A 24,680-nucleotide genomic window follows, 5' to 3' on the forward strand; every position below is an offset into this window, starting at 1 on the left:
ACGCCGGGACGCGTCACAACCATGCGGGAATGGTATCTCGATTTATGATTTCGTCAAAGGTCGGCCGCGCCCGAATGACGGCGAATTGATCGCCATGCACCAACACTTCGGGGATCAGCGGCCGGGTGTTGTATTCACTCGCCATCACCGCGCCATACGCCCCGGCCGACCGGAACGCCAACAGGTCGCCCGCAACCACCGGCGGCATCTGGCGCGCCTTGGCGAAGGTGTCACCGGTCTCACAGACCGGTCCAACCACATCATATGGCTGCTGCTCAGCCGCTGCGGCAGGCTCCACCACCGGAACGATATCGTGATAGGCGTCATACATCGCGGGACGAATAAGATCGTTCATCGCCGCATCGAGGATCAGGAAATCTCGCCCCTCGCCGGATTTCACATAAATCACCCGACTGACAAGAATACCGGCATTGCCAGCGATGAGACGCCCCGGTTCAATCTCTATCTCACAGCCCAGATGGCCAACAGTGCGCTTGATCAAAGCACCATAATCCGTGGGCAAGGGCGGTGCCTCGTTCGAACGTGAATAGGGAATGCCCAAGCCCCCCCCCAGATCCAGACGCGTAATCCTGTGCCCATCTGCGCGCAGCACCTCCGTCAGATCCGCAACTTTCTTGTAGGCCGCCTCGAAAGGCTCCAACTGCGTCAACTGGCTGCCGATGTGAACGTCGATGCCCACGACTTCCAGCCCCGGCAAACACGCGGCCTGCGCATAAACCTCGCGGGCCCGCGCAATTGGTATCCCGAACTTGTTCTCGGACTTGCCGGTCGCGATCTTGGCATGCGTTTTTGCGTCGACATCCGGATTGACGCGCAACGCAATCGGCGCCACCACGCCCATCGACGTGGCCACGGCAGAAATCGCCTCCATTTCCGGCTCGCTCTCGACGTTGAATTGACGAATACCGCCTGCAAGCGCCATGCGGATCTCCGCCAGCGTCTTGCCAACACCGGAAAAGACGATGCGCTCCGCAGGCACACCCGCCGCCTTGGCACGCGCATATTCCCCGCCCGAGACCACATCCATGCCAGCGCCAGCTTCGGCAAGCGTCCGCAGAATCGCCTGATTGGAATTTGCCTTCATCGCATAGCAGACCAGATGCGGAAGACCGTCCAGCGCTTCGTCGAACAGGCGATAATGTCGCAACAACGTGGCTGTCGAATACAGATAGAACGGCGTTTCCACAGCAGCGGCAATTTCCGCCACTGCTATATCCTCGGCAAAAAGCGCCCCGTCACGATAAAGAAAATGGTCCATAAAAGCCCCCGAAACTGCTGCTCGTCGCCATAGCCCGCAAGCCGCGCCAAAACCAGCCCTGAAGCTTCTTCTTGGTTCAAATACTCTCGGGGGAGGCGCGCCAAGCGCCGGGGGCAGACTGCCCCCAACTGCGTGTACGCAAATAAAAAAGCGTGCGCAGCGCGCACTCCGCCAGATCAAACCCGAGCAGCGATCCGCACCGGCGTCCGGAGTCTAAAGCCCGACCAACACGCTGACCGGACCGCTCTTCACACCAACAGCAGTCGATGTCCGCACGCCACCCGTACCTGCCGATATCGTCGTGGACAATGACGGGCGGATCGGGTCGCCATCGGCACCACAGCCCACCAACAAGATCAACGCCAGAACGCCAACAGCCTTCATCCAAGGACCTCCTTCCAGCGGGCGGCCTGCTCACGCACCCGAACCGGTGCCGTGCCGCCATAGCTGATCCGTGAGGCGACCGAATTATGTACCCCAAGCACATCATAGACGGCTTGGGTGATCCCGTCATGCACGCTCTGCATCTCGTCCAGCGACAGGTCCGGCAGGTCGCATTCCCTGGCCTCCGCCTTCGCCACGAGACTGCCGGTGACGTGATGGGCATCGCGGAACGGCAGGCCCAGCTCCCGCACCAGCCAATCGGCCAGATCCGTCGCGGTCGAGAACCCAGCCCCGGCCGCCGCTTCCAACGCCTCGCGATTGGCAGTCATGTCGCGCACCATGCCCTCCATCGCGGCCAGCGCCAGCATCCAGTTATCGGCGGCATCAAAGACCTGTTCCTTGTCTTCCTGCATGTCCTTGGAATAGGCCAAGGGCAGCCCTTTCATCACCATCATCAGGGCCGTCTGCGCACCAAATATCCGGCCCACCTTGGCGCGGATCAGCTCCGCCGCGTCCGGATTCTTCTTTTGCGGCATGATCGACGACCCGGTCGAAAACCGGTCCGACAGCACCACAAACCGGAACTGCGCCGAGGACCAGATCACCAGCTCTTCGGCAAAGCGGCTGAGATGCATGGCGCAAATGCTCGCCGCGCCCAAAAATTCCAGCGCGAAATCCCGGTCGCTGACAGCATCCAGAGAATTGGCGCTTGGTCTGTCGAAACCCAGTGCCTCGGCGGTCATGTGGCGATCAATCGCAAAGCCGGTGCCCGCCAGTGCCGCCGCCCCCAAAGGCGATTCGTTCATCCGCGCCCGTGCGTCCCGGACCCGCGACAGATCGCGCGCAAACATCTCGACATAGGCCATCATGTGATGCCCCCATGTCACGGGCTGCGCTGTTTGCAGATGTGTAAAGCCCGGCATGACCCAATCCGCGCCCACCTCTGCCTGCGCCACCAGCGCCTTCATAAGCGCCAGTAGACCTGTCTCTGCCGCGTCCAACTGGTCACGCACCCACAATTTGAAATCCGTGGCAACCTGATCGTTGCGCGAGCGGCCAGTGTGCAGGCGTCCCGCGGGCTCTCCGATAATCTCCTTCAGCCGCGCCTCCACATTCATGTGAATGTCTTCCAGCGCGGTGGAGAAGGCAAAGGTTCCGCCTTCGATCTCTGACAAGACCGTGAGCAGGCCTTCCCGAATGGCCTCGACATCTTTAGGGTCCAGAATGCCCGTAGCGCCAAGCATGGCGGCATGGGCCCTTGATCCGGCAATGTCTTGCGCCGCCATCCGCTTGTCGAACCCGATCGAGGCGTTTATTGCCTCCATGATCGCGTCCGGCCCAGCGGCAAAGCGGCCGCCCCACATTTGGTTCGAGGATTGGTCTGCCATGTCGTGCCCCCTTGGAGGAAAAATGCGCCTGTTCCGTTCCGCTCTCCTTTATCTAGCCCTTGGTCTGGGTGCAAATGCTGCGCTCGCGTCCGATCTGTCCGCCATCGATGCCCTGCGCGAAGGCGACATGAAAAAACTGGTCTTCACCGACGCCAAGCCGGTCAGCGCAAATGCGTTTCAGACCGTGGACGGTGCCGAGATGACGCTGTCGGACTATCAGGGCAAATGGGTGCTGGTGAACTTCTGGGCGACATGGTGTGCGCCCTGCCGCGAGGAAATGCCGATGCTGTCGGCCTTGCAGGAGGAATTTGGAGGCGACGCATTCGAGGTCGTCACCATTGCCACCGGCCGCAACCCGCCCCCGGCCATGAAGACGTTCTTCAAAGAGATCGGCGTGAGCAATCTGCCCCTGCACCGCGACCCCAAACAGGCGGTGGCGCGTGAGATGGCGGTTCTCGGGCTGCCGATCACCGTACTGATGAACCCTGAAGGTCAGGAAGTTGCACGGCTGCAAGGCGATGCCGACTGGGCGTCAGACAGTGCAAAGGCCATCATCAAGACGCTGATCTCGGACGAGACGGACAGCTAGGCGGGGGCTGACAGCGCGCGGCTCCGGCCCTTGCGATGCAATGCCCCGGCATTGGATCGCAAGCCGACCAATGCGGTCCACGCGTCGCTCGGGCCAGTGATGATCCGGACCAATGATGATCTTCGCTGTCGGTTAGCGCCATTCTACCAGAACGTTACCGGCAATAGGCCCCGCTGCGATACCGTGCCGTGTCAAAATGGAAATGGTCGCGGTGATACCCGTCGGACCCCGGCCCAAGCACCGTTCCGAACGGCCCGCAAGCGGCAATGCGCATCTTTCGCAAGGCATTGCCATAGCTTCTTGACCCCCAGCCACGCAGGACCGTGATCTGCGTGCCATCCTTCAAACGAAGGCCCGATATGTCGATGGCCCGGCCCTTGCCATGCTCGCTGACCTTGGCACCGGGCTGATTGTTGCGCGTCCGGCAAGCGTAATGTGCAGCCACCCGTAACTGCGCCACACCGCCGCCGCGCGTCCCGATTGCGGGTTTCACACCGCGCTCCACCCAGGTTTTCAACGCCTTTGCGGTGGTGCAGTCGATGACCGCCTGCTGGCTGAGCGCGATCCCAGAGACCGACCGCAGCCGCACCGCATCCTTGATCCCACAGGCGTTGATCCGTCCCGGCACATAGCCGATCGCCTCGCCCTGCAAGGCCAGATCGCCACAGACCGCCCCGCGTTTCTGCGCCCTTCGCTTGGCCATCACCTGCTCCACAATGGCGCGTGGGCGCAACATTGGCCGCAGGGACCGCCGCATGCCAGAGGTGGACAGCACAACCATCGTCCCGTCAGCATCCAATGCCAGCAGATCGGTGGTTTCGACAAATGCGTTGGGGCTGGGCTTCATCGGCCGCGCCATGGGTCGCAGCAGCGCCAATCTGTCGGCACGCTCCGCCATGGCTACCAGCGCGGCGTCCTGCCGAGCCATCGGGCGGGTCTTGCCATCCGGTGCTTCTGCCGCGACCATGCCCGCCAGAAACACCAGTGCCAAACCCGCCAATACTCGCATCAATGCTTTGCCTTCGTTCGTCCAAAATCGGGGGCGTCAGTATCCTGCCCGGCCTCGATGATACCACGGCGGATTGCGCGGGTTCGAGTGAAATAGTCGAAAAGCTCGTCCCCATCGCCCGTTCGGATTGCGCGTTGCAGCGCAAACAGTTCTTCGGTGAAGCGCCCGAGAATCTCCAGCGTGGCCTGTTTGTTATTCAGGAACACGTCGCGCCACATCGTCGGGTCACTCGCCGCGATGCGGGTGAAGTCCCTGAAACCAGCGGCAGAATACTTGATAACTTCGGAATCTGTCACGCGTCCAAGATCATCGGCCACGCCAACCATCGTATAGGCAATCAGGTGCGGCGTGTGGCTGGTGACGGCCAGCACGAGGTCATGGTGCGCGGGGTCCATCTCTTCGACATTGGCACCAAGCCCCTCCCAGAATCGGCGAAGTTTCGCCACCGCGTCCGGATCCGTGCCTTCGGGTGGCACCAACAGGCACCAGCGATTGTCGAAAAGCGTGGCAAAGCCTGATTCGGGGCCGGAATGTTCGGTGCCCGCCAAAGGATGACCCGGGACGAAATGCACATTTTTGGGTAGATGCGGGGCAACAGCCTGAACCACCGCGCCTTTGACGGAACCGACATCGCTGACCGTGCAGCCGGGTTTCAGATGCGGTGCGATTTCTTGCGCAACTGTGCCCATGGCCCCCACCGGCACGCATAGCACAACCAGATCGGCGTCTTTGACCGCTTCGACCACGTTGTCATTGACCACGTCGCACAACCCGATCCGACGTGCGGTATCGCGCGTGGCCTCGCTGCGCGCATAGCCCGAGACATTGCCCGCTAAACCGCCGCGCTTGCTGGCCCAGAACATCGATGATGCGATCAGACCCAGGCCGATCAGGGCAACCTTTTCGTAGATTACACTCATACGACGACCGCCTTGAATTGACTGATGGCATGCACAACCCTGCGACATGCGCTTTCATCGCCGACTGTGATCCGCAACGCCTCAGGTAACTTATAGCCGCCCACGCGACGGACGATCAGGCCCTGGGTCTTGAGATGCGCCTCACAGGCATCCGCATCGGCCGCAGAACCGAACCGTGCCAGCACGAAATTGGCATGGCTGTCATCCACGCCAACACCCAACTCGCGCAACGCCTCGGTCAACCAGAGGCGCATTCTGGCATTTTCGGACAGGCATTTTTCGGTGTAGCTGCGATCCCCCAGCGCCGCCTCGGCCGCGTCCAGCGCAGTCGAGGACAGGTTGAACGGCCCCCGCACCCGGTTCAGCACGTCGATCACATCCTGACAGGCATAGCCCCAACCGACGCGCAACCCGCCCAGCCCGTAAAGCTTTGAGAAGGTGCGCGTCATCACGATATTGTCGTGTTTTTCAACCAGACCGGCACCGCCATCATAGCCCGGTTCGAACTCTGCATAGGCACCATCCAGCACCAGCAGACACTGCTCTGGCAGAGCTTCGGCCAGACGTTCCACTTTGTCCAAGGCAATAAAGGTGCCGGTCGGGTTCGCCGGGTTGGCGATAAACACCAGCCGCGTTTGATCCGTACAGGCCGCAAGAATGGCATCCACATCGACAGTGCGATTGTGCTCTGCCACCTCCACCGGCGTTGCCCCTGCGGCCAGCGCGCTGATGCGGTACATGGCAAAACCGTGCTGTGTGTGGATCACCTCGTCGCCGGGACCGGCATAGGCCTGGCAGAGAAAAGTGATGATCTCGTCCGAGCCGACACCGCAGATGATCCGAGCAACATCCAATCCGTGTGCGTCGGCAATGGCGTTTCGCAGGCTCGCATGGTCCGTGGACGGATACCGATGCAGATTGCGCGCACTCCGCTCTACCGCAGCGATGGCCGCGGGGCTTGGGCCGAACGGATTCTCGTTCGACGACAGTTTCACCACATCCGAAACACCCTCAATATGGCTCGCCCCGCCCACATAAAGAGCGATATCCATGATTCCGGGTTGCGGTTTCATCCTTGCCATTGTGCAGCCTCCTGTTGCGCGTCTCTTTAGCGGGGCTTTTCGTCAGAGACCAGTGGCAAGGACCGAGGCAGCGTGGGCACCCGGCCGTCGAAAGGATCGCATACGAAAAAGGGCCGCGCCAATGCGCGACCCTTTGATGACTTCGGATCTGCCCGAACCTTAGTTCTGGGCGTAGAATTCGATAACCAGATTCGGTTCCATCACGACGGGATAAGGCACATCGCCCAGGCCCGGCGTCCGAACGAATGTCGCGGACAGCTTGGAGTGATCGACTTCCATGTAATCCGGCACGTCGCGCTCGGACAACTGGGTCGCTTCCAGAATGGTGGCCAACTGCTTGGACTTCTCGCGAACCTCGATAACGTCACCCTCTTTCACACGGTAAGAGGGGATGTTGACGCGTTTGCCGTTCACCAAGACGTGGCCGTGGTTCACGAATTGACGCGCTGCGAACACGGTCGGCACAAACTTGGCACGGTAGATGACGGCGTCCAGACGACGCTCCAGCAGACCGACCAACAGTTCGCCAGTATCGCCGCGCAGGCGTTCTGCTTCACGGAAAATACGACGGAATTGCTTTTCGGTCAGATCGCCGTAGTAGCCTTTCAGCTTCTGCTTGGCGCGCAACTGAAGACCGAAGTCGGATATCTTGCCCTTGCGGCGCTGACCGTGCTGGCCGGGACCGTATTCACGACGGTTGACCGGGGATTTCGGACGACCCCAGATGTTTTCGCCCATCCGGCGGTCGAGTTTGTATTTGGCAGACGTGCGTTTGGTCACGGCTGATCTCCTTCTTTTGGCGCTGCCAAGTGGCAGCTATGAAGGGCGTTGTCCTCTGCGCCGGTTCTGATCCGACACTGACAGGAGTCCCCTTGCGGGGTCCACCAACACCAATGAAGCCGCGCTTATACGCTGCAACCGCGCGCTGTCAACGGCGCTGTTTTGCAGGAAAGAACATCCAGATGATTCAAATTAGAACAAAACGTGAAATTTAAGCGTAATTTAAGGTCTTCGGGTCCAGTCTGCAAGCAACCGAATGGAGGGCACATGGGTCTTCAGAGAAAAGCCGCACTGAACGAACAGCCACGCAATGCGCTGACGCTTGCGATAGAACAGCGCGATGCAAACACCGTCAGAATGGTCGAAGCCGCAGTGCGCCATCGGCAGGTTCTCCTTGCATTTCAGCCAGTCGTCCAGGCCCGCGATCCGAGACGCACGGCATTCTATGAAGGGCTGATTCGCGTCCTGGATGAAACCGGACGGGTGATCCCCGCCAAGGACTTCATCAACGTGGTGGAAGAAACGGAAACCGGGCGCCTGCTGGATTGTATCGCCCTGGAAAAGGGCCTGCGTGCACTGGAAACACAACCCACGTTGCGGCTTTCGATTAACATGTCGGCCCGATCCATCGGATACAAGAAATGGCTACGCGTCCTGCAACGCGGGCTGGCACGCAATCCAACTGTCGGCGAACGTCTCATTCTGGAAATCACTGAGAACTCCGCGATGTTGGTGCCTGAACTGGTGGTCGGGTTCATGCAAGACCTGCAACACAAGGGCATTTCTTTCGCACTTGACGATTTCGGGGCAGGCTATACTGCCTTTCGTCACTTCAAGAACTTCCAGTTCGACATCCTCAAGATTGACGGGCAGTTCATCACTGATATTGCGCGCGATGCCGACAATCAGGTTCTTACCCGCGCCATGATCTCTGTCGCACAGCAATTTGACATGTTCACCGTGGCCGAACGGGTCGAGCGGGCAGAGGATGCCGCATTTCTGCAAAGCCTTGGCGTCGATTGCCTGCAAGGATATTTCTACGGTCCTCCGACTGTCTGCCCGCCGTGGGAAAAAGGCGCGCCACAACGCGCCACAGCCTGAGGCAATTTCGGGACATGACTGTAGTTGCCCCCCACCAATGCATAATATAGTTACGTTACGGTAGGGTGGGGGTTGTGCGCTTTGCTGGAACTGTGCGGACCTCCGTCGCAATTAGTTAAGGTGGAGCACATCTATGACCAATGTCGTAATCGCATCTGCGGCGCGGACCGCAGTCGGCAGTTTTGGGGGCGCGTTCGCCAATACCCCCGCCCACGATTTGGGATCGGCCGTTCTGCAAGCGCTGGTAAAGCGCGCCGGGATTGACGCCGCTGAAGTCTCCGAAACGATCCTGGGGCAGGTTCTGACCGCAGCGCAGGGGCAAAACCCGGCACGTCAGGCACATGTCAACGCAGGTCTGCCGATTGAATCCTCGGCCTGGAGTATCAACCAGGTTTGCGGATCCGGTCTGCGCGCCGTAGCGCTTGCCGCCCAACACATCCAGCTTGGCGATGCAGATATCGTCTGTGCCGGCGGTCAGGAGAACATGACACTCAGCCCCCATGCCGCGCATCTGCGAGCCGGTCACAAGATGGGCGACGTGAAATATATCGACACGATGATCCGCGATGGTCTGTGGGATGCATTCAACGGCTATCACATGGGTCAGACCGCCGAAAATGTCGCGGAAAAATGGCAGATCAGCCGTGAACAACAGGACGAGTTCGCCGTCGCTTCGCAAAACAAGGCAGAAGCGGCACAGACAGCCGGCAAATTCGATGACGAGGTGATTGCCTTTACCGTCAAGACCCGCAAAGGCGAAACCGTTGTCGATAAGGACGAATACATCCGCTACGGCGCGACGATCGAAGCCATGCAAAAGCTGCGCCCGGCCTTTACAAAAGATGGCAGCGTCACAGCGGCCAACGCATCCGGCCTTAACGACGGGGCCGCCGGTGCCCTGCTGATGTCTGCACAGAATGCCGAAAAGCGCGGGATTACCCCGCTTGCACGAATCGCCTCCTACGCCACTGCGGGTCTTGATCCGTCGATCATGGGCGCAGGTCCGATCAATGCCAGCCGCAAGGCACTGGAGAAAGCGGGTTGGAAGCCGGAAGATCTGGATCTTGTCGAAGCGAACGAAGCTTTCGCTGCACAGGCTTGCGCCGTGAACAAGGAGATGGGCTGGGATCCGGCAATCGTGAACGTGAATGGCGGCGCAATCGCCATTGGTCATCCGATCGGTGCCTCCGGTGCCCGTGTCCTCAACACCCTCCTATTTGAAATGCAGCGTCGCAACGCCAAGAAAGGTCTCGCGACATTGTGCATTGGCGGCGGTATGGGTGTGGCGCTCTGCGTTGAGCGTCCCTGACTTCAGCGGTTCGGAAAGGGATGCCTCAAGGCGTCCCTTTTCCAGCCTCCTCAAGTCCAAAGCCAACAGAAATTCCTCCAAAGCGCCAAAATATCAACGTAATATTGTTGCGCACGATGCGATCAACCGGTAGCAAAGTTACTGGACCCTGACAGATTGGAGAATATCATGGCAAGAGTAGCACTCGTAACAGGCGGAAGCCGGGGCATCGGTGAGGCGATCTCGAAAGCGCTGCAAGCCGCCGGTTACACGGTTGCAGCAACCTATGCCGGAAATGACGACGCCGCGGCCAAGTTTACCGAGGAAACCGGTATCAAGACATATAAGTGGAACGTCGCCGATTACGACTCCAGCGTCGCCGGCATTGCCAAGGTCGAAGAGGATCTGGGTCCGGTTGATGTGGTCGTGGCCAATGCCGGAATTACCCGCGATGCGCCCTTCCACAAGATGACCAAGGACCAATGGCAACAGGTGATAGACACCAACCTGACCGGCGTGTTCAACACCGTGCATCCGGTCTGGCCCGGCATGCGCGAACGCAAGTTCGGCCGCGTCATCGTGATCAGTTCCATCAATGGTCAGAAGGGTCAGTTCGCTCAGGTCAACTATGCCGCGACAAAGGCCGGCGATCTTGGCATCGTCAAAAGTCTTGCTCAGGAAGGTGCCCGCGCCGGGATTACCGCCAATGCGATTTGCCCTGGATATATCGCGACCGAGATGGTGATGGCAGTGCCTGAAAAGGTGCGCGAATCGATTATCGGCCAGATCCCGGCAGGTCGCTTGGGCGAACCTGAAGAGATTGCACGTTGCGTGGTGTTCCTGGCGTCTGAAGATGCCGGTTTCATCAACGGTTCGACAATCAGTGCGAACGGCGCCCAGTTCTTCGCCTGATACCCTGCGAACATCGTGTCAAAACATTGCGCCCCTGCCTGTATGGCCGGGGCGCTTTCATATTAAGATACTTCTTTTGGTCTTCTGCCTGGCGTTACGCAGCCTTGCCGGTTTCTGGATGGTCTGGACCAAACCTCAGCTTAAGCCATGTTTTTTTTCAGAAACGGGCATCTGACCCTAAAAGCTACCGGAACAAAGACTTCAGACGCTAAGTCGCTCGATTTCTTCTTTCAGCTTCAGTTTCTGCTTCTTCATTTCAGCGATATGAAGATCGCTGACGCTGGGGGCACGCTGTGCCTCTTCCACAGCAGCCGAGAGGTGTTGGTGTTTCTTCTTCAGTTCCTGCACATGCGAACTCAAGCTCATCACGTCCTCCATTGATATGACAACATCTTCAGTCCAGCATATTCCAGCACGTCTGTCACGCTGCATTGTCACCAGTTGTTTTCCAAAGCACTAACTTGCCGGTGAAGCTGACGTTACGCCGGAAAATTCAGTGGCGCTCCGCGCCTTAACACGTCGCTGATCGGGGCCGCGTAATCTTCGCCGTCTTGTGCATGGGTGTGCCCTGCATGAAGAATCACCGGGGCGTGCAACCGGAAATCGGCCCGCCCGCCTTTGCGCCCCCTCACCAGCACCAGCCGAGGGTCTCGCCCGACGCGCGGTGCCAGTGGCAGAACCTGCACAGACCCAAGCCTTTCTTGCATCGCAGTCAGCAATTCTGGCAACCTTTCCATCCGCTGAATGAACGTCGCCTGACCACGCGGGACCAATCGTCGCGCCGCCACGTTGACCCAGGCGGAGAGGGGCGTTTTCGCAGCGAGCGCGATTTCCCGGCCGTCATCGTCTGCCTGGCTGCGCTTGCCGGATTTGAAATAAGGCGGGTTCGCAAAAACATGGTCAAATTGACGCGCCAGAAGCGACGCGGGCAAGGATGAAAGATCGGCCACGACCACCTCTGCCGTCAAACCGTTCTCTGCCAGATTGCGGCGCGCCAGATTGGCGTAATACGGCTGGATTTCCACACCGGTCAGCGTCAGGTCGGGGATGCGCGCGCCCAGACAGCACAAACCGGGGCCGGCACCGCAGCCAAGTTCCAGCACAGAATCGCCTGAAGTTGCTGCCACGCTTGCAGCCAACAGGACAGGATCTATCCCCGCACGATACCCGCCGACAGGCTGGAACAGATGAACACGTCCGCCCAGAAAAGCGTCGCGGCTCAGCTCAGCAGTCAAGCGGAACGCCACTATCAAGCATCAACTGTCGGGCCGCCGGCAGATCTGCCGTCCGCACCATCAATCGCCGCGGCAAAATGCCGATGCTGCCTTCAAGAACGCTCATGTTTACGTCCAATTCAAAGCTGTCTATACCCTCGTCCTGCAAGAGCGCGCGGGCCAGCGGGATGATCGTGATGTCGGTGGTACGCAAAAGCTCTTCCATGTCGGGGATGTAAGGACAAGGTGGCACGATTGTCGAGCCTTGTGACGGGAGTGTGATGAGTTTGGACGACGCCACCGTGAAACCACATGACCGCCTCGCTGCCGCATTGGCCGAGGATATGATGGCGGTCAACGAATTGATTCGGCTGCGCATGGCCTCTGAGCATGCACCACGCATCCCCGAAGTGACGGCCCATCTGGTCGAGGCCGGCGGCAAGCGTCTGCGTCCGATGCTGACATTGGCTGCCGCGCGGATGTGCGGCTATGACGGTCCGTATCATGTACATCTGGCCGCAACGGTAGAGTTTATTCACACCGCAACGCTGCTGCATGACGATGTAGTGGATGAGAGCGCGCAACGGCGCGGGCGCCCAACGGCGAACCTGCTTTGGGACAACAAATCCAGCGTGCTGGTGGGCGATTATCTGTTTGCGCGCAGCTTTCAGTTGATGGTCGAAACCGGGTCAATCCGTGTGCTCGACATTCTGGCGAACGCCTCTGCCACCATTGCGGAGGGCGAGGTGTTGCAATTGTCCGCAGCGCAGGATCTGCGCACCGGCGAGGATACTTATCTCAAGATCGTGCGCGGCAAGACGGCAGCGCTGTTTTCCGCCGCGACAGAGGTCGGCGGCGTGATCGCCGGTCAGCCCGACGAGATTGTGCGCGCGCTTTTCGACTATGGCGATGCTTTGGGGATCGCGTTCCAGATCGCTGATGATCTTTTGGATTATCAGGGCAACAGCGGCACGACCGGAAAAAATATCGGCGACGATTTTCGCGAACGCAAGCTGACACTGCCGGTGATCAAGGCCGTGGCCGCGGCCGATGCCGAAGAACGGGCATTCTGGCTGCGCACCATCGAGAAGGGTAAGCAGGAGGATGGCGATCTGGACCACGCCATCGCGTTGCTGAACAAGCACGACACGCTAAGGGCGACCCGCGACGATGCGAACGCCTGGGCGGCAAAGGCCAAGGACGCGCTTGGTGCCCTGCCCCGGTCCGATCTTCGGGACATGCTGATTGATCTTGCCGATTATGTGGTGGCGCGCCTCGCCTGACCCGCGCCTTCGGTTTGCGTGTGCACAACCCACCAATCCGAATGTCGGGCCGCGATTTCGCTGGCGGTTTCATGCGCCTGTGCAGGGGTTTCGTAGATCCCGAAACATGTCGCGCCAGAGCCTGACATACGCGCAAGCAGAGACCCGCCTAAGGCCTCCAGCGCCGAAATAATCTCTGGGGCCAGCTCACAGGCTGGCAGTTCCAGATCATTGCGCTGCCGGGTCAACCAGTCGATGAACTGCGCTTCGCACGTCCAACCATCACAATGGGGCATTTCTGGGTTTTCGCGTTGGGCGAGGGCACGAAAGACCTTTGGCGTCGCAACTTGAACGCCGGGGTTAACCAGCACGAGGTTCAGCACCGGCACCGGTCGGACCGGTCTCAGCCGCTCGCCGATACCCTGCATCCGCTGCGGCATTGGGGTCAGGCACACAGGCACATCCGCCCCAAGCGCAAGGACCGTGTCCAGACCGAGCATATCAGCAGCATTTGCCCCGCACAGGCTACGCCACACGGCTGCGGCATCGGCAGAGCCACCCCCCAGCCCCGCGCCATGCGGAATGTGTTTTTCAAGCTCGATCCGCCCCGTCCAGCCGGCAGCCTCGGCCGCGCGCCAGATCAGATTGCGACGATCCACCGGGACGCCTGCGGCAAACGGGCCCGTCACATCCAGAACCATCTCGGGTTCGGGCGTCAGCCGTAGCCTGTCACCGACATCACCGAAGGCCACCAGCGAATCGAGCAGATGATACCCGTCCGGCCGCCGACCGGTTACATGAAGTGTAAGGTTGATCTTGGCCGGGGCAAATGCCTCAACCGCCATCATTGGCAACCTTCAGCGGCGGCAGTCCTTCTTCAGAAAGCAGCGCGTCCAGCCCGATGTCCAGCTTGCGCCGAATGCGCTCCGGATCCACCTCGTCAGAGGCAACTTCTGAATCCACGAAGCTTAGCGCGCGGTGCCACATGAATTCTGCCTCCAGCTTGCGTCCGACGGCCCAGTAGACATCTCCCAGATGGTCGTTCACAACCGGATCGACGGCCATCAACTCTGCCGCGCGCTCCATATGGGGCACCGCCTCTTCGTAGCGGCCAAGCCGGTACAGCACCCACCCCAGCGAATCGACGATGTAGCCGCTGTCAGGACGCGCCGCCACGGCGCGTTCAATCATGCTCAACGCTTCGTCCAGCTTTTCCTGCTTTTCAACCAGCGAATAGCCAAGATAGTTCAAAACCTGCGGCTGTTCGGGGTTCAGTTTCAGCGCGGACCTGAAATCCGCCTCGGCGTTTGGCCAGTCGTCAAGCCGTTCGTGGCTGATGCCGCGGGCATAATACAGAAACCATTGACCGGGCTCGGGCCCATCGAACGCCGCTAACGCGCGATCATAGGCTGTCACCGCGTCGTCGAAACGTTCCAGTTGCCGCATCAAGTCGCCCAGCGTCGACTGAACCACTGGCAGATCACCGTGGGTTTCGGCAAGCCGTTCCAGAACCTCAACCGCCGCGTCGACCTTGCCACTGGCGCGCAAAGCGTCCGCACGGCCCAGCTCTGCGGCGTGGAAGGCCGGATCGTCACGCGGCACGCGTTTGTATGTCGCAACGGCAAGCTCATGCTGTTCAAGCCGTTCAAGCATATCGGCAGACAGCAGGATCGCGTCGACGTGATCCGGGCGCAGATACTCTGCCACGCGCGAATACAGCAGGGTGTAGTCATCCTCTGCTTCGTTGGAAAGCGCCACCGCCAGCGTATAGAACACCTCGGCAAGGCCCTGACGTGCGCCCGAAACAGCCGTCCAGGGCAGTTGTTCGCCTGCCTTCAGCCGCTTGCGCAGCGTCTCGATGCCGGGATCGCCGCCCTCGGCAAAGGTATCGTTGATCAGTTGCAGGGCGTCATCGTTCCGGTCCAGTTGCGACAGCACTTCGACATGCGCAACCAAAGCGCGCCGCGTCTGCTGGATCGGGCCGGTCTGCTTGCTGCCAAAGATCGCCTCGGCGCTTTCGTGATCGCCAACAGACGCCAGCGCAAGCGCCTTGTGATAAAGTGCAAAGCCCTCAAGCCCGCGCTGGTCGGATACGTCGTCAAAAGCCACAAGCGCCGCGCTCATGTCACCGCGCCCCAATTCTGACCATGCGTCCGCCAACCCGTCAATCAACGGCCCTACGCCGCGATCTTCACGAAGCCTCTTCAGGATCTCGGGATAGGCCTCGCGGTGCGCTTCACCAGCCATCAATGCGATCTGGGCGATCTGGCTGCGCTCGCCGTCCTTTTCCAGACGCGCCGCAAGATCAACGGCGCGGTCCAGATTGCCAAGCGATAGATTTGCCAAAACAGCGCGTTCCAGCAATTGCGGATTGGAAGAATCGTAATAGAGCGTCCGGTTGTAATACTTGGCCGCCGCCGTGAAGTCCCCGACATAGCTGGCCTGTCTTGCGGCCAGATATGAACCGGAAAGGCCGTTTGCCGCGACCACCCCGGGAAGACACAAGCCAAGAGCCAATATCGCCGCGCCGATCGTTCTCGCTGTCATTCTGGGCACCAAGGCCTCCATCGTTCATGCGTCGCAGTTGTGGAAAAACTAGCCCGCAGCCGATCATTACGCAATGCGGCGCGTCAAAAACGTCCTTTCCCAGCCTTATCGCGCGTTTAAGACGCTCGAATCATCGTAAGCAAAGCGTTGTCGCGGCAACATAACGCCGCGGCAACGCAGCTGCGGCTTACATATTCGGATAGTTTGGCCCGTCGCCGCCTTGCGGGGTTGTCCAGGTGATGTTCTGTGCGGGATCTTTGATGTCGCAGGTTTTGCAGTGCACGCAGTTCTGAAAGTTGATCACGAATGCCGGCTTACCGTCCTTTTCCACAAATTCGTAGACGCCCGCCGGACAATAGCGCGCCGATGGGCCGCCATAGGTCGCCAAGCCGATCTTTACCGGCACGTCGGGATCCTTCAGCTTCAGATGCGCGGGCTGGTTTTCGTCATGGTTGGTGAAGGAAAAGCTGACATTGGTCAGGCGGTCGAAACTCAGTTTGCCGTCGGGTTTGGGGTAGTCAATCGGCTTGTGCTTGTCTTCGGGGTCGGTCGCCTCGGCATCCGTTTTGCCATGGCCAAGGGTGCCAAAAAGCGAAAAGCCAAGCGTGTTGGTCCACATATCCAGGCCGCCAAGGGCCAGCCCCGCCGTCAGACCCCATTTTGACCACATCGGCTTGACGTTGCGCACTTTTTTCAGGTCTTGGCCAATCGCACCATCGCGCACATCAGCCTCGTAATCGGTCAACTCATCCGACGCCCGCCCGGCCTGAAGCGCCGCATGGGCCGCCTCTGCCGCCGCCTTGCCGGACAGCATCGCGTTGTGGTTGCCCTTGATGCGCGGCACGTTGACCATGCCCACCGAGCAGCCCAGCAATGCCACCCCCGGCGCGACCATCTTGGGCATCGACTGATAGCCGCCTTCGGTAATGGCGCGCGCACCGTAAGCCACGCGTTTACCGCCTTTCAGCAGCTCTGCCACCATCGGGTGATGCTTGAATCGCTGGAATTCCATATACGGATAAAGATGCGGATTCTTGTAGTTCAGATGCACCACAAAGCCGACATAGACCTGATTGTTATCAAGGTGATAGATGAAGGATCCACCGCCCGCATTGCTGCCCAGTGGCCAGCCCATGGTATGGGTGACGCTGCCTTCGCGATGCTTGGCTGGGTCAATTTCCCATATTTCCTTCATCCCGAGGCCGAATTTCTGCGGCTCTTTCCCGGCGGAGAGGTCGTATTTGGCGATCACCTCTTTCGACAGTGATCCGCGCACGCCTTCGCCAAGGAAGACGTATTTTCCGTGCAATTCCATCCCCGGCTCATAGCCCGGCCCCGGCGTGCCATCGGGGGTCTTTCCGAACTCTCCGGCGACCACGCCTTTGACACTGCCATCCTCGGCATAAACCAGTTCAGAACAGGCCATGCCGGGGAAAATCTCGACACCCAACTCCTCGGCCTGTTCGGCCATCCAGCGGCAGACATTGCCCATCGAGACGATGTAATTGCCGTGGTTGTTCATCAGCGGCGGCATCGGGAAATTGGGGATGCGGACGCTGCCCGCTTCGCCCAGAACATAGAAATTATCGTCTTTTACGGGCACGTTTAGCGGCGCGCCCCTGTCCTTCCAGTCCGGGATCACCGCATCAAGGCCGCAAGGATCAAGTACCGCGCCGGACAGGATATGCGCCCCAACCTCAGAGCCTTTTTCCAACACCACGACCTGCAAGTCCGCGTCCAACTGTTTCAAGCGGATTGCCGCAGACAGTCCGGCAGGCCCTGCCCCCACGATTACCACATCATATTCCATCGCTTCGCGCGCTTCGTCGGCCATGTTGCTCCTCTTCCCGGCCCGTGCGGCCGCAATAATGTTGCGCGAATGGCTATAGTGATGGGCCTATCCGGTCAATCGCGACACTGCGTTATTGCCAGAATCCAGGTCGGTATTTTCCCGCCGATGCCCGAAATCGATCCGATTGCGCGTCAACCTCTTCTATCCTATTGCAATAGTCGACGGCGTCGGGTCAGTCTTGCAGCGCCTGAAATGTCGATCATTCATCAATTATGCAGCACCGACGACAGGGTGCCTGCTTCGGAACAGACCAATGGAAAAGATACCTATGACCCGCGCGGGCCATACCGCGCTTGAGACCGAATTGAAGACGCTCAAATCCGAGGAGCGTCCGGCGATTATCCGCGCCATCGCCGAAGCGCGCGAACATGGTGATCTGTCGGAAAATGCCGAATATCATTCCGCCCGCGAAAAACAGAGCTTTATCGAAGGCCGGATCAAGGAACTGGAAGGCGTTATCGGTCTGGCCGAGGTGATTGACCCGACAAAGCTGTCCGGCGCAATCAAATTCGGCGCGACCGTGACGCTGGTGGACGAGGACACTGACGAGGAAAAGACCTGGCAGATCGTCGGCGAACATCAGGCGAATATCGAAAAGGGGCTTCTCAACATCAAATCGCCCATCGCCCGTGCCCTGATCGGCAAGGAAGAAGGCGACAGCGTCGAGGTACGCACACCCGGCGGCGACAAATCCTACGAAGTACTCAAGGTCGCGTATATCTGAAACGAGGCTAGCCAGAGGCACGGATATGGCCAACGTTCCTGACAGCCGCCCGACACCGTTGGGCATCTATGACCGGCCCCGCGCAAAAGGGGTGACGGGGATAGAGATCGCTGCAATCGCGCTTTCGGCGCTGTGGTTGCTGGTGGCCGGAGCGGTTTTGCTGTTCGGATCATCAGACGATGACAGCTTTGGCGGGCTGCGCGTACTGATGGCGTTGATGACCGTGTTTCTGCCGATCGCAATGGTCTGGGTGGCCGCGATAACGGTGAAATCGTCGCGCGTGATGCGCGACGAAAGCCGCCGGATACAGGCTGCGGCCGACGCCATGCGACAGGCCCATGTGGCGCAAACCCAAGGCAAGGGAGACACTGGTTCCGCCAGTATCGCCAAAAAGCTGGATGAGATCGCCGCCGCCCAACGCAAGACCGACTCTGCGCTGGCAATGTTCACATCATCGCGCGAAATGCCCCGCGCGACGCCTGGCCCCGCGCCAACGGCCCGGTCCTCTGCTCCGCAGGCCGACGAACAGGGCATGTTGGCGCTTGGCACCCCTGCCGAGGCACTGGCACCGCCCTTGCCCAAGGCCGACATGATCCGCGCACTGAATTTCCCCGACACGGCCGAGGATGAGGACGGCTTTGCCGCGCTACGTCGCGCCTTGAAAGACCGCGCGACGGCGCAATTGATTCAGGCGGCACAAGACGTGCTGACCCTGCTGTCGCAGGATGGCATTTATATGGATGACCTGCCCCCTGACATGGCACGCACCGAAATCTGGCGCCGCTTCGCCGCCGGAGAGCGCGGCCGCACGATCGCGACGCTGGGCGGTATTCGTGACCGGTCCTCGCTGGCGCTGGCTGCCGGGCGGATGAAGCAGGATCCGATCTTCCGCGACGCGGCGCATCATTTCCTGCGGCTGTTTGACCGCAATTTCGCCAGCTTCGAGACCGACGCCAGCGATGCCGATATATCGGAGCTTGCCAACACCCGCACCGCGCGCGCCTTCATGTTGCTGGGGCGTGTCGCGGGCACGTTCGACTGACGCGGCCTCGTCGCTGACAAGAGCCTCCGCACATTTGCAACTCTGCCCCGGTTTGACTAGGACATTCGGGAAGAGTTCATTCCGGACGACATCCCCATGACCCTACCAACTGAAAATGCCACCTTCTGGCGCGGCGTTGTCGACGGTCTGCCGTTCGTTCTGGTCAGCGCGCCCTTTGGTGTGCTGTTCGGTGTCTTGGCAACCGAGGGCGGCCTGAACCTGCTGGAGATCCTGTCCTTCAGCCTGGTCGTTGTGGCGGGTGCGGCACAGTTCACGGCCCTGCAACTGATGCTTGATAATGCCCCGACCATCGTGGTTCTGGCCTCGGCGCTGGCGGTCAACCTGCGGCTGGTGATGTATTCGGCAGGCCTTGCCCCGCATCTGGGTGGGGCACCGCTGAAGGCCCGTCTGGCCGCCGCCTATATGCTGGTCGATCCGGTCTATGCGCTAACGGCCACACGCTATGACGCACAGCCTTCCATGCCGATGCCGCTGAAAGTGGCGTATTTCTTCGGAACTGCGGCACCGGTGATGATCGGCTGGTTTGCCAGTACGTTGATCGGTGCCGCACTCGGCACCCAGATCCCCGAGGCCTATGCGCTGGATTTCGCACTGCCCATCGCCTTCATTGCCATGGCAGGCCCGATGATGCGCACCGCCGCCCATATGGCCGCTGCCTTTGTCGCCGTGGTTCTGGCGCTGTGCCTGACCTGGCTGCCCTACGGCACCGGGTTGCTGGTGGCGGGGCTGGGCGGGATGCTGACCGGCGCGCGGGTTGAACTGATGCAACGCGAAAGGATCACGCCATGATTGATCGTTGGCAATTATGGGTGGTGATTGCCGGGCTTGGCCTTGGCAGCTATGCGATGCGATTCGTCTTCATGGGTCTTGTCGGGCGACGCCCCCTGCCCGAATGGGCATTGCGCCACCTGCGCTATACGGCCGTGTCGATTTTTCCCGCCTTGGTGGCACCGCTTGTCGTCTGGCCGGAGGCGACCGGCGGAATGCTTGACGCGCCGCGCGGCCTTGCCGCGCTGGCAGCTCTCGGCACCGGCATCGTGACGCGCAATGTCTTTGCGTCGATGGGTGCCGGTGCGCTGGTGCTGTTTGGTATGCTTTACTGGTTCTGAGCCGCGACTTTCTGCGGATCATAGGCGCGCAAGGCAACGCGTTTATCCTCGTCGTCATATTCGTAGAGCCGTTCAGTGACAACGCCGGGAACCTGCCCAAAACTCTTGCTCAGCTTCACCGGGAACCAAGTGGATTTCACGCCCTGAAAGCCTGGCAGTTGCCGCAGGATAGCAGACACACTCAGCGCGCATTGCGCCTGACCGACGGATCCGTTGGCGATTGCGAGTTGCAGCGCGCGTTCTGCCACTTCTGGCGATACGACGATGCGCTGTACGACAACATGATGCGTCGCGCGGGCATGGGCACGGGTATAGAAATCCGCAACACCCGGCGTGATACCGTACAATACATCATCGCGTTCAGGCACTGTTTCATGGCGCACCGTGCCTGCGGGATCAAAGATCACCCGTTGCGAGCCGTTGATCATCAGGCTTGAATGTCCGCCCGCGCCGGTGCGATTGTTGACCATGGTAAAAAGCGTCAGCGCCGGTGGTCCGCTATGAACATACCGCGCCTGCGATACGACCTCGGGCGACGCATTGCCCGCCTGATGCGCGCCGCAAGCCGATAGCAGCACGGACGCCATGACGCCCAGAATCACCGTGAAAAAACGCATCACAACCCCCTTCAGCAACACACCCGCCCAGGGGCTGCGCCAATCGTTAACCGTTAATCAAAGCCACCAGAATCAGCATCACGATGATCACGATGACCGCATTCGTGGCAAAGCGGATAAAACCCGCAAACGTCTTTTCCTGTGCTTCGATATTCATCGAGCCATGCTTGTGTTCAGCCATGTCAGTTCCGCCCTTCGCTAAGCAATTTCCAGCCTCATACTTCATTTGAAAATGTCTGTCACCACGTCAAGGCAGCGCATGGTGCACAAGCCGCCCTACGCCTTGTCCAGCTCCTGAACCAGACGAAAGCCGATACGTTGCGCACTGGCCTGTTCAGGCTCTTTCGGCACGGCGCGCAGCATCACGTTCAACTGGCTGACATGCTGGATCAACTGGGTCCGCTTTCCTCCCGATTCGCTGCCATAGAAGGTCAGAATGTCGGGATCGAAAAAGCCCATGCCCTCGATTCGCAGCACGCCGACCTGCCCACCGGCCAGCCCCATGGCGACCTCATGTTCATTGTCCAGTTGTTCCTCGAAGCTCTGGATATACAGCACCAGCCGCTCATAGGCCCATTCGGCCTGGCTTTTGTGCTTCAACGGTTTACGTTGCACCGCCTGGGGAAGATCGGCAGCGCCAGAGCATCCCTCCTCGCCATTGGTATGCACTTCATGGCGGCGCGGCAGGGCGTCGTTTTCGGCATATTCCGCCGAGGTTTCGATCATCCCTCGTTCTGTTTGCTTGTCCTGCGGCAATATACCATCGCTCCATCGCTGCGTGTCGACTGATCCACCAGCCCCTGATGATGAAGATGGTTCAAATGCGCCACGGCCTCAACCATGGCGAGGCCGAATTCCGCGTCGCCAATCTGGCGTTTGAACAGGACCGGGAAGCATTCCGTTGCCGCTTTTGGCGTTTCCAGGTACACCAGCAGCCGCTTCAGTGCGCCGTGATGGTTGTCGATCAACTGCCGCATGCGCGTCGGCAGACCCGTGAAAGGCAGCTTATGCCCGCCCAGAACAAGGTGATCGGGACGCGCGAGTTGCGACAGGCGTTCACACGCCTCCAGCCAATCACCCACCGGATCGGCCTTGGGTTCCGTCGCATAGACCCCGAGGTTGGAACTGATGGAAGGCAGGATCTGATCGCCCGCGATCACCAGATTGTCATCGCGGCTCCAAAGCGTTGCATGCTCGGGCGCGTGACCATTGCCGATATGTACGTCCCAATCGCGCCCGCCTGCGCGAATCACGTCGCCCTGCTTGATCCGGGTGAATCCCAGCGGCATTGGATAGACGACATCCGAGAAGTTGAACGGACGTTCCTCGGCCCGGCGCGCGATCTCATCCGCGTCCATCCCAGCGCGGCGATAATAGGCTAGCGTTTCGCTGGCAGGGCGCGCCTGCTCGTCCAGTTGCAACATCCGCGCAAACAGCCAGGCGGTGCGCGTCGCGATCAGCTCGGCCCCGTGTTCGGTTTGGAACCACCCCGCAAGACCCACATGATCCGGGTGGTGATGCGTGACAATGACACGCCCAACGGGCTTGCCCGCCAAGGGACCATCCAGCAAGCCCTGCCACAGCGCGCGTGTCTTCTTCGACGAGAACCCGGTATCGACCAACGTCCAGCTGTCGCCCTCGTCCAGCGCATAGACATTGACGTGGTCAAGCTTCATCGGCAGCGGCAGGCGCATCCACAACACGCCCGGCGCGACCTCGATCGCCTGATCGCCAGAGGGTGGGTCTGACCAAGGGTAACCAATCACGTCCGCACCGCCATCCATCACGCCACCAACTCGTCGATGTCCAGAGCGTACAGGCCTTCCGTCCCTTCGCGCGCATGCGCCAGCGCACCTGCATATTCCGGCAACATCCGTTTGATATAGAACCGGGCCAGCTTGCTACGCGGCCCGTCGCCGCCTTCGGCCTCTGCGGCCATCAGGTGGAAATGCGCGCCCAAGACACGGGCAAAGCCTTTCAGGAACGGCACCGCGCCTGCAAAGCGGTTGTTCATATCGGTCTGTGCCACCATCCACTCGATCGTCTCGCGCAGCGTCTCTGCTGCTTCCCAGACGGGCTCGGCGAGGTCGGGCAGCGTCTTGCGGGTGCGTTCCGCGACCGTCTCGATCTCGTCCATCAGGCGAAACGCGGCCTCGCCGCCATCCATCATCTTGCGCCCCACAAGGTCCATCGCCTGAATGCCGTTGGTGCCCTCGTAGATCGCGGTGACGCGCACATCGCGGGAATATTGCGCGGCACCGGTTTCCTCGATGTAGCCCATACCGCCATGCACCTGCACGCCCATCTCTGCCACGGCGATGCCTGTATCGGTGCCGAACGCCTTGACGATGGGCGTCAGCAGCGCCGCGCGCGCACCCCATTCGGCATCGCCGGTCGCTGTTTTCATGTCGATTGAGACGGCACAGGCCAGCGCAATGGCCCGCACCGCGAAAATATCCGCCTTCATCGTCATCAGCATCCGCCGCACATCGGCGTGATCAATGATCGTGCCCGTGCCGCCGCTGACCGGCACCCGGCCCTGCTTGCGTTCCTGCGCATAGGCCAGCGCATGCTGATAGGCGCCCTCGGCCACGCTTAGCCCCTGAATGCCGACACCCAGCCGCGCATTGTTCATCATGGTGAACATCGCGCGCATGCCGTCATTCTCTTCGCCGATCAGCCAGCCTGTCGCGCCGTCATATTGCATGACCGCGGTGGGCGATCCGTGCAGGCCCATCTTGTGCTCCAGACTGACAACCTTGAGATCATTCGCTCGGCCCGGATTGCCGTCTTCGTCCGGCAGATATTTCGGCACCAGAAACAGGCTGATCCCTTTGGTTCCGGGCGCGGCGTCAGGCAAGCGGGCAAGCACAAGGTGGCAGACATTGCCGGTAAAATCGTTATCGCCCCAGCTGATATAGATCTTTTGGCCGGTGACAGCATAGCTGCCATCCCCATTGGCCACGGCCTTGGTGTTGAGAGCGCCGACATCCGACCCGGCCTGAGGTTCGGTCAGGTTCATCGTGCCGCACCACTCGCCCGAGATCAGCTTGGGCAGATAGGTCTCTTTGATCGCATCGCTGGCGTGATGTTCCAACGCTTCGATCTGGCCCTGCGTCATCAGCGGGTTCAACTGCAAGGACAGGCAGGCCGCGCCCATCATTTCATTGACCGCCGAGACCAGAGCCATCGGCAGCCCCATGCCGCCATGTTCCGGATCGGCCCCCATCGAGACCCATCCACCATCTGCAATGGCCCGATACCCGTCCGCAAACCCCGGCGACGTGCGCACAACGCCGTTTTCCAGCTTTGCCGGTGTCAGATCGCCATTGCGTTGCAGCGGTGCAAGAATCTCTTCGCACATCCGCCCGGCTTCGGTCAGAATCGCCTCGATCATGTCCGGGGTCGCTTCGGCAAATCGTTCCGTCGCAGTGACCTGCGTCAAGTCCAACACCTGATCAAAAAGGAAACGATAGTCAGACAAGGGCGCGCGATAGGGCATGGGGCCTCCAGAATTCTGCGTCGGTATAATCCGGCTATGAGACAAACTTGGCAACAAC

At 60.2% G+C, this 24,680-nt stretch carries 27 protein-coding genes; 9 read left to right on the forward strand and 18 right to left on the reverse strand.

Features of this window, described 5'->3' with window-relative positions; translation table 11 throughout:
- Positions 1-13 precede the first annotated feature (13 nt).
- From lysA to argH, 3 genes are all read right to left on the reverse strand, one after another.
- Positions 14-1,279, reverse strand: a complete 1,266-nt coding sequence (gene lysA, locus DMZ65_RS12710) for a diaminopimelate decarboxylase (protein WP_116599267.1) — start codon at positions 1,277-1,279, stop codon at positions 14-16.
- A gap of 213 nt (positions 1,280-1,492) precedes the next feature.
- Positions 1,493-1,663 (reverse strand): hypothetical protein, encoded by a 171-nt coding sequence (locus DMZ65_RS19715; protein WP_198662693.1) that lies wholly within the window; start codon positions 1,661-1,663, stop codon positions 1,493-1,495.
- On the reverse strand, positions 1,660-3,051 hold the full coding sequence (gene argH, locus DMZ65_RS12715; RefSeq protein WP_116599268.1) for an argininosuccinate lyase: 1,392 nt from the start codon (positions 3,049-3,051) through the stop codon (positions 1,660-1,662). The genes DMZ65_RS19715 and argH overlap by 4 nt, the downstream gene beginning before the upstream one ends.
- A 22-nt stretch (positions 3,052-3,073) precedes the next feature.
- Between argH and DMZ65_RS12720 the strand changes: the two genes are divergently transcribed.
- Entirely contained in the window at positions 3,074-3,640 is a 567-nt protein-coding gene (locus DMZ65_RS12720; RefSeq protein ID WP_116599269.1) for a TlpA family protein disulfide reductase, read from the forward strand.
- Positions 3,641-3,794: 154 nt separating this feature from the next.
- Here the strand turns inward: DMZ65_RS12720 and DMZ65_RS12725 are convergent, their stop codons facing one another.
- The 4 genes from DMZ65_RS12725 to rpsD all read right to left on the reverse strand — a co-directional run bounded on the left by DMZ65_RS12725 (position 3,795) and on the right by rpsD (position 7,431).
- A complete protein-coding gene (locus tag DMZ65_RS12725) occupies positions 3,795-4,649 on the reverse strand; it encodes an extensin-like domain-containing protein (protein ID WP_116599270.1) in 855 nt (284 codons plus the stop codon).
- The gene (locus DMZ65_RS12730; protein ID WP_116599271.1) at positions 4,649-5,569 is read right to left on the reverse strand and encodes a prephenate/arogenate dehydrogenase family protein; all 921 of its coding nucleotides are present in this window, start codon (positions 5,567-5,569) and stop codon (positions 4,649-4,651) included. Before DMZ65_RS12730 ends, DMZ65_RS12725 begins: the two co-directional genes overlap by 1 nt.
- Entirely contained in the window at positions 5,566-6,651 is a 1,086-nt protein-coding gene (gene hisC, locus DMZ65_RS12735; protein ID WP_116599272.1) for a histidinol-phosphate transaminase, read from the reverse strand. Before hisC ends, DMZ65_RS12730 begins: the two co-directional genes overlap by 4 nt.
- Before the next feature lie 159 nt (positions 6,652-6,810).
- On the reverse strand, positions 6,811-7,431 hold the full coding sequence (gene rpsD, locus DMZ65_RS12740) for a 30S ribosomal protein S4 (RefSeq protein ID WP_116599273.1): 621 nt from the start codon (positions 7,429-7,431) through the stop codon (positions 6,811-6,813).
- Between the two features lie 267 nt (positions 7,432-7,698).
- On the opposite strand from rpsD, the gene DMZ65_RS12745 reads away from it, so the two are divergent.
- The 3 genes from DMZ65_RS12745 (at position 7,699) to phbB (ending at position 10,732) form a co-directional block, all read left to right on the forward strand.
- Positions 7,699-8,532 (forward strand): EAL domain-containing protein, encoded by an 834-nt coding sequence (locus DMZ65_RS12745; RefSeq protein ID WP_116599274.1) that lies wholly within the window; start codon positions 7,699-7,701, stop codon positions 8,530-8,532.
- A 133-nt stretch (positions 8,533-8,665) separates the two neighbouring features.
- Positions 8,666-9,841: an acetyl-CoA C-acetyltransferase gene (locus DMZ65_RS12750; RefSeq protein WP_116599275.1), complete on the forward strand. Its 1,176-nt coding sequence runs from the start codon at positions 8,666-8,668 to the stop codon at positions 9,839-9,841.
- Between the two features lie 168 nt (positions 9,842-10,009).
- On the forward strand, positions 10,010-10,732 hold the full coding sequence (gene phbB, locus DMZ65_RS12755; protein WP_116599276.1) for an acetoacetyl-CoA reductase: 723 nt from the start codon (positions 10,010-10,012) through the stop codon (positions 10,730-10,732).
- A 201-nt stretch (positions 10,733-10,933) separates the two neighbouring features.
- Here phbB and DMZ65_RS12760 read toward each other — a convergent pair whose 3' ends face one another.
- The 3 genes from DMZ65_RS12760 to DMZ65_RS12770 all read right to left on the reverse strand — a co-directional run bounded on the left by DMZ65_RS12760 (position 10,934) and on the right by DMZ65_RS12770 (position 12,172).
- Entirely contained in the window at positions 10,934-11,098 is a 165-nt protein-coding gene (locus DMZ65_RS12760; RefSeq protein WP_084352246.1) for a YdcH family protein, read from the reverse strand.
- A gap of 113 nt (positions 11,099-11,211) precedes the next feature.
- The gene (locus DMZ65_RS12765) at positions 11,212-11,967 is read right to left on the reverse strand and encodes a tRNA1(Val) (adenine(37)-N6)-methyltransferase (protein ID WP_116599277.1); all 756 of its coding nucleotides are present in this window, start codon (positions 11,965-11,967) and stop codon (positions 11,212-11,214) included.
- Positions 11,957-12,172, reverse strand: a complete 216-nt coding sequence (locus tag DMZ65_RS12770; RefSeq protein ID WP_116599278.1) for a putative signal transducing protein — start codon at positions 12,170-12,172, stop codon at positions 11,957-11,959. The genes DMZ65_RS12765 and DMZ65_RS12770 overlap by 11 nt, the downstream gene beginning before the upstream one ends.
- 55 nt (positions 12,173-12,227) lie before the next feature.
- Here DMZ65_RS12770 and DMZ65_RS12775 point away from each other — a divergent pair, with 55 nt between their 5' ends.
- Positions 12,228-13,229 carry a polyprenyl synthetase family protein gene (locus DMZ65_RS12775; RefSeq protein ID WP_116599279.1) on the forward strand — a complete coding sequence of 334 codons (1,002 nt, stop codon included), beginning with the start codon at positions 12,228-12,230 and terminating at the stop codon, positions 13,227-13,229.
- Here DMZ65_RS12775 and DMZ65_RS12780 read toward each other — a convergent pair.
- The 3 genes from DMZ65_RS12780 to DMZ65_RS12790 all read right to left on the reverse strand — a co-directional run bounded on the left by DMZ65_RS12780 (position 13,205) and on the right by DMZ65_RS12790 (position 17,589).
- Complete coding sequence (locus DMZ65_RS12780; RefSeq protein ID WP_116599332.1) at positions 13,205-14,053, reverse strand: 4-(cytidine 5'-diphospho)-2-C-methyl-D-erythritol kinase; 849 nt, start codon at positions 14,051-14,053, stop codon at positions 13,205-13,207. The genes DMZ65_RS12775 and DMZ65_RS12780 overlap by 25 nt on opposite strands.
- Positions 14,043-15,755, reverse strand: coding sequence for a tetratricopeptide repeat protein (locus DMZ65_RS12785; RefSeq protein WP_116599333.1), 1,713 nt, complete (start codon positions 15,753-15,755; stop codon positions 14,043-14,045). The genes DMZ65_RS12780 and DMZ65_RS12785 overlap by 11 nt, the downstream gene beginning before the upstream one ends.
- 187 nt (positions 15,756-15,942) lie before the next feature.
- Positions 15,943-17,589 (reverse strand): electron transfer flavoprotein-ubiquinone oxidoreductase, encoded by a 1,647-nt coding sequence (locus DMZ65_RS12790; RefSeq protein WP_116599280.1) that lies wholly within the window; start codon positions 17,587-17,589, stop codon positions 15,943-15,945.
- Positions 17,590-17,860: 271 nt separating this feature from the next.
- Between DMZ65_RS12790 and greA the strand changes: the two genes are divergently transcribed.
- From greA to DMZ65_RS12810, 4 genes are all read left to right on the forward strand, one after another.
- A complete protein-coding gene (gene greA / locus DMZ65_RS12795; protein ID WP_084351888.1) occupies positions 17,861-18,331 on the forward strand; it encodes a transcription elongation factor GreA in 471 nt (156 codons plus the stop codon).
- 25 nt (positions 18,332-18,356) lie between these two features.
- A complete protein-coding gene (locus DMZ65_RS12800) occupies positions 18,357-19,373 on the forward strand; it encodes a hypothetical protein (RefSeq protein WP_116599281.1) in 1,017 nt (338 codons plus the stop codon).
- A 96-nt stretch (positions 19,374-19,469) separates the two neighbouring features.
- Positions 19,470-20,183 (forward strand): AzlC family ABC transporter permease, encoded by a 714-nt coding sequence (locus DMZ65_RS12805; RefSeq protein ID WP_116599282.1) that lies wholly within the window; start codon positions 19,470-19,472, stop codon positions 20,181-20,183.
- Entirely contained in the window at positions 20,180-20,503 is a 324-nt protein-coding gene (locus DMZ65_RS12810; protein WP_116599283.1) for an AzlD domain-containing protein, read from the forward strand. Before DMZ65_RS12805 ends, DMZ65_RS12810 begins: the two co-directional genes overlap by 4 nt.
- Here the strand turns inward: DMZ65_RS12810 and DMZ65_RS12815 are convergent.
- The 5 genes from DMZ65_RS12815 to DMZ65_RS12835 form a co-directional block, all read right to left on the reverse strand.
- Complete coding sequence (locus tag DMZ65_RS12815) at positions 20,491-21,120, reverse strand: hypothetical protein (RefSeq protein WP_198662694.1); 630 nt, start codon at positions 21,118-21,120, stop codon at positions 20,491-20,493. The genes DMZ65_RS12810 and DMZ65_RS12815 overlap by 13 nt on opposite strands.
- 46 nt (positions 21,121-21,166) lie before the next feature.
- Positions 21,167-21,301 (reverse strand): aa3-type cytochrome c oxidase subunit IV, encoded by a 135-nt coding sequence (locus tag DMZ65_RS12820; RefSeq protein ID WP_116599284.1) that lies wholly within the window; start codon positions 21,299-21,301, stop codon positions 21,167-21,169.
- A gap of 95 nt (positions 21,302-21,396) precedes the next feature.
- Positions 21,397-21,846, reverse strand: a complete 450-nt coding sequence (locus DMZ65_RS12825) for a DUF6173 family protein (RefSeq protein WP_116599285.1) — start codon at positions 21,844-21,846, stop codon at positions 21,397-21,399.
- Positions 21,843-22,904 carry an MBL fold metallo-hydrolase gene (locus DMZ65_RS12830; protein WP_116599286.1) on the reverse strand — a complete coding sequence of 354 codons (1,062 nt, stop codon included), beginning with the start codon at positions 22,902-22,904 and terminating at the stop codon, positions 21,843-21,845. Before DMZ65_RS12830 ends, DMZ65_RS12825 begins: the two co-directional genes overlap by 4 nt.
- Positions 22,904-24,622: an acyl-CoA dehydrogenase gene (locus DMZ65_RS12835; RefSeq protein ID WP_116599287.1), complete on the reverse strand. Its 1,719-nt coding sequence runs from the start codon at positions 24,620-24,622 to the stop codon at positions 22,904-22,906. The genes DMZ65_RS12830 and DMZ65_RS12835 overlap by 1 nt, the downstream gene beginning before the upstream one ends.
- Positions 24,623-24,680: the final 58 nt, after the last annotated feature.

The sequence above is a fragment of the Primorskyibacter marinus genome (genome assembly GCF_003313245.1).
Lineage (GTDB): Bacteria > Pseudomonadota > Alphaproteobacteria > Rhodobacterales > Rhodobacteraceae > Primorskyibacter > Primorskyibacter marinus.

What these genes read in the sequence shown, in the direction of transcription:
- argH (WP_116599268.1), bottom strand. Translation starts at nt 3,051, where the DNA reads ATGGCAGACCAATCCTCGAACCAAATGTGGGGCGGCCGCTTTGCCGCT.
- phbB (WP_116599276.1), top strand. Translation starts at nt 10,010, where the DNA reads ATGGCAAGAGTAGCACTCGTAACAGGCGGAAGCCGGGGCATCGGTGAG.
- DMZ65_RS12730 (WP_116599271.1), bottom strand. Translation starts at nt 5,569, where the DNA reads ATGAGTGTAATCTACGAAAAGGTTGCCCTGATCGGCCTGGGTCTGATC.
- DMZ65_RS12775 (WP_116599279.1), top strand. Translation starts at nt 12,228, where the DNA reads ATGAGTTTGGACGACGCCACCGTGAAACCACATGACCGCCTCGCTGCC.
- DMZ65_RS12785 (WP_116599333.1), bottom strand. Translation starts at nt 15,755, where the DNA reads ATGACAGCGAGAACGATCGGCGCGGCGATATTGGCTCTTGGCTTGTGT.
- DMZ65_RS12760 (WP_084352246.1), bottom strand. Translation starts at nt 11,098, where the DNA reads ATGAGCTTGAGTTCGCATGTGCAGGAACTGAAGAAGAAACACCAACAC.
- greA (WP_084351888.1), top strand. Translation starts at nt 17,861, where the DNA reads ATGGAAAAGATACCTATGACCCGCGCGGGCCATACCGCGCTTGAGACC.
- DMZ65_RS12825 (WP_116599285.1), bottom strand. Translation starts at nt 21,846, where the DNA reads ATGATCGAAACCTCGGCGGAATATGCCGAAAACGACGCCCTGCCGCGC.
- DMZ65_RS12810 (WP_116599283.1), top strand. Translation starts at nt 20,180, where the DNA reads ATGATTGATCGTTGGCAATTATGGGTGGTGATTGCCGGGCTTGGCCTT.
- DMZ65_RS12770 (WP_116599278.1), bottom strand. Translation starts at nt 12,172, where the DNA reads ATGGAAGAGCTTTTGCGTACCACCGACATCACGATCATCCCGCTGGCC.
- DMZ65_RS12720 (WP_116599269.1), top strand. Translation starts at nt 3,074, where the DNA reads ATGCGCCTGTTCCGTTCCGCTCTCCTTTATCTAGCCCTTGGTCTGGGT.
- DMZ65_RS12835 (WP_116599287.1), bottom strand. Translation starts at nt 24,622, where the DNA reads ATGCCCTATCGCGCGCCCTTGTCTGACTATCGTTTCCTTTTTGATCAG.
- DMZ65_RS12815 (WP_198662694.1), bottom strand. Translation starts at nt 21,120, where the DNA reads ATGCGTTTTTTCACGGTGATTCTGGGCGTCATGGCGTCCGTGCTGCTA.
- DMZ65_RS12750 (WP_116599275.1), top strand. Translation starts at nt 8,666, where the DNA reads ATGACCAATGTCGTAATCGCATCTGCGGCGCGGACCGCAGTCGGCAGT.
- lysA (WP_116599267.1), bottom strand. Translation starts at nt 1,279, where the DNA reads ATGGACCATTTTCTTTATCGTGACGGGGCGCTTTTTGCCGAGGATATA.
- hisC (WP_116599272.1), bottom strand. Translation starts at nt 6,651, where the DNA reads ATGGCAAGGATGAAACCGCAACCCGGAATCATGGATATCGCTCTTTAT.
- DMZ65_RS12800 (WP_116599281.1), top strand. Translation starts at nt 18,357, where the DNA reads ATGGCCAACGTTCCTGACAGCCGCCCGACACCGTTGGGCATCTATGAC.
- DMZ65_RS12780 (WP_116599332.1), bottom strand. Translation starts at nt 14,053, where the DNA reads ATGGCGGTTGAGGCATTTGCCCCGGCCAAGATCAACCTTACACTTCAT.
- DMZ65_RS12805 (WP_116599282.1), top strand. Translation starts at nt 19,470, where the DNA reads ATGACCCTACCAACTGAAAATGCCACCTTCTGGCGCGGCGTTGTCGAC.
- DMZ65_RS12820 (WP_116599284.1), bottom strand. Translation starts at nt 21,301, where the DNA reads ATGGCTGAACACAAGCATGGCTCGATGAATATCGAAGCACAGGAAAAG.
- DMZ65_RS19715 (WP_198662693.1), bottom strand. Translation starts at nt 1,663, where the DNA reads ATGAAGGCTGTTGGCGTTCTGGCGTTGATCTTGTTGGTGGGCTGTGGT.
- DMZ65_RS12745 (WP_116599274.1), top strand. Translation starts at nt 7,699, where the DNA reads ATGGGTCTTCAGAGAAAAGCCGCACTGAACGAACAGCCACGCAATGCG.
- DMZ65_RS12830 (WP_116599286.1), bottom strand. Translation starts at nt 22,904, where the DNA reads ATGGATGGCGGTGCGGACGTGATTGGTTACCCTTGGTCAGACCCACCC.
- DMZ65_RS12790 (WP_116599280.1), bottom strand. Translation starts at nt 17,589, where the DNA reads ATGGCCGACGAAGCGCGCGAAGCGATGGAATATGATGTGGTAATCGTG.
- DMZ65_RS12725 (WP_116599270.1), bottom strand. Translation starts at nt 4,649, where the DNA reads ATGCGAGTATTGGCGGGTTTGGCACTGGTGTTTCTGGCGGGCATGGTC.